Consider the following 2517-nt stretch of genomic DNA (forward strand, 5'->3'; position numbering starts at 1 on the left):
GACCGGTACGGCCCTACGCCCCGGCCGTCGCCCCGCCGCCGCCCGTCCCCCCGCGCTCCGGCCCGCTCCCGCGCGGCACCCGCCGCGCGGGCAGGTGACCGGTGAAGGCGAAGGCGGCGAGCGTGATCGCGGCGGCGGCCAGCAGCGACACCTTGAGGCCGTCGAGCTGGGCCGCACTGTAGGAGTCGACGACGGCGGCCGCCTCCTGCGGCGGGACGGTGCTCTGCGCGAGCGCGGTGGCGAGCTGGTCCGCGGGCACGAAGGTGACGCCCGCCTCGATCCGGATGCCCGCCTGCTGCTTCACGGCGTCGGAGATCTCCGGGTGCCCGGCCACGGCGTTGCCGAACGCCACCGTCAGGGCGCCGATCAGGATGGCGCCGATCAGCGCGGTGCCCAGCGACGACCCGAGGTTCTGCGCGGTGTACTGCAGCCCGCCGACCTCGCTGCGGTCCTCCTCCCCGACACTCGACTGCACCACGTTGCCCAACTGCGAGGCGAGCAGCCCCATGCCGATCCCCAGGGCGGCCATCGCCAGCGCGAACGACAGGTCGTCGAGCTCCGGTTGGACGGTGCCCACCAGCCACAGCGACGAGGCGAACAGCACCAGCAGCCCGATCCGCACCACCGTCCTCGGCGAGGCGAAGCGGGTGAGCAGCGAGCCGGACATGGAGGCGGCGAGCATCGTGATCGACACCGGCAGCAGCCGCAGACCGGTCTCGAAGGCGTTCTCGCCCTGGACGACCTGGAGGTAGAGCGGGATGACGAAGAACAACCCGAGGAGGATCAGGTTCTGGCAGAAGAGCATCAGCAGGCCGGACCTCAGCGGTGGGATGCGGAACAGCGCGAACCTGACCAGCGGATGCTCCCGGCGCAGCTCCCACGACCGGAACAGCACCAGCAGCACCCCGCCGAGCGCGACGGCGAAGAGCGTCGGAGAGAATCCGAGGACGGTGAACGGCGGATTGCGCGGCTGGAGCCAGCCCCAGGTGCTGCTCTGCAGCACGGCCAGCACCACCAGCCCCAGCCCGGACACCGACAGCAGCACACCGACCAGGTCGATCCGCTCGTGGTGCTCCGGTACCGGTTGCCGCTCGATCCAGCGCAGCAGGAAGAGGATGACCACCACCAGGACGACCTCGCCGGCGAAGACCAGCCGCCACGTCAGGTAGGTGGTCAGCCATCCGCCGAGCAGCGGCCCCACGGCGATGCCCGCCCCGGACAGGCCGCCGATGACACCGTAGGCGGTCGCGCGGTCCCGTCCCCGGTAGGCGCCGGCCACCAGCGCGGCGAGTGCCGGAAGGACCAGCGCCGCACCCAGCCCCTCGATCACCGACCAGCCGAGCGCCAGCAGCCCCAGGGTGGGCGCCACCGCCGTGATCGCCGATCCCACGGCGTAGACCACCAGCCCCACCATGAACATCCGTCGGCGCCCGAACATGTCGCCGAGCTTGCCGCCGGTGATCATGAACGCCGCCATCACCAGCGTGTAGAGCGTGATCACCGCCTGGATCGCCGTGACCTCGGTGTCGAAGTCCTCGACCAGCTGGCTGATGGACACGTTCATCACCGAGGCGTCGAGCACCATCAGGAACTGCGCCATGCCCAGGACGATCAGCGCTCTCCAGCGTTTCACCGTGACTCCTCCCGCTCACCGGCCCACGCGGTCCGTACGCGCCTGCCTCGTACCCTCGCCCCCTCGTGACCGGGTCGCCCGTCGAGGACGGCCGCCGCGGCCGGTGGTCCCCCCGCGGCGCGCCGACGCACGGCCCGGTCCCACCGGATCGGCGGGGACCGGCGGGGCAGGAGGGCGCCGGTGCCCGCGGGTTGCGCCGAACGGCGGACCGCCCGGGGTGCCGCACACCGTCCCGTCGCCCAGTCTGGGAACCCTCGGCGCTCGGCCGACGACGGGCCGCGACGGACCGGGGGCAGGCATCGACCGGAGGGAGCCCGGGGTGGCGGCACAGCGTGGTGAACCCGGCCGCGCCGCATGGATCCGCGCCAGGACCGCCTGGTTGAGGGGGCGGACGGCCACCCTGCGCGACGTCCCGTTCCTGCGCCGGCTCGCGGCCCAGCTGCTCCACGTCCACGTCCTGGACACGGCCACCCGCCTCGCGGCCCAGACCTTCCTGACCGCCATCCCGGTGCTGTTCGTGCTGGCCGCCTTCATGCCCCAGGACGTGCGCAACAGCGTCTCCGAGTCGCTGCGCACCGTCCTGGGGCTCCAGGGCCAATCGCTCGACGAGATCAAGGGGGCGCTCCACCCCAGCGGCCAGGAGTCCACCACCGACGCCTTCGGCGGCATCGGGATCATGGTGACCCTGCTCTCGGCCACGAGCTGCAGCCGCATCCTGCAACGCCTGTGCGAGCGGAGCTGGTACCTGCCCCACCTGGCGGGGCGCCTGGCGGCCTGGCGGTGGCTCGCCTGGCTCCTGGTCTGGCTGACCGCCCTGATCCTCCAGGGCCAGGTGCGGTCCGGGTTCGGGGCGGGCACGGGCCTCGGGGTCCTGTTCTACCTGG

Annotated in this window: 1 protein-coding gene and 1 pseudogene; one reads left to right on the forward strand and one right to left on the reverse strand. The window is 72.7% G+C overall.

Features of this window, described 5'->3' with window-relative positions:
* Nucleotides 1–13 precede the first annotated feature (13 nt).
* Nucleotides 14–1633, reverse strand: a complete 1620-nt coding sequence (locus tag ACIQOV_RS37040; RefSeq protein WP_401055189.1) for an MFS transporter — start codon at nucleotides 1631–1633, stop codon at nucleotides 14–16.
* Nucleotides 1634–2012: 379 nt separating this feature from the next.
* Between ACIQOV_RS37040 and ACIQOV_RS37045 the strand changes: the two are divergent.
* Nucleotides 2013–2517 (forward strand): annotated as a pseudogene (locus tag ACIQOV_RS37045) (ribonuclease BN); the annotation flags it as partial.

The organism is Kitasatospora sp. NPDC091257 (assembly GCF_044757675.1).
In the GTDB taxonomy this organism is placed as follows: domain Bacteria; phylum Actinomycetota; class Actinomycetes; order Streptomycetales; family Streptomycetaceae; genus Kitasatospora; species Kitasatospora lactacystinica.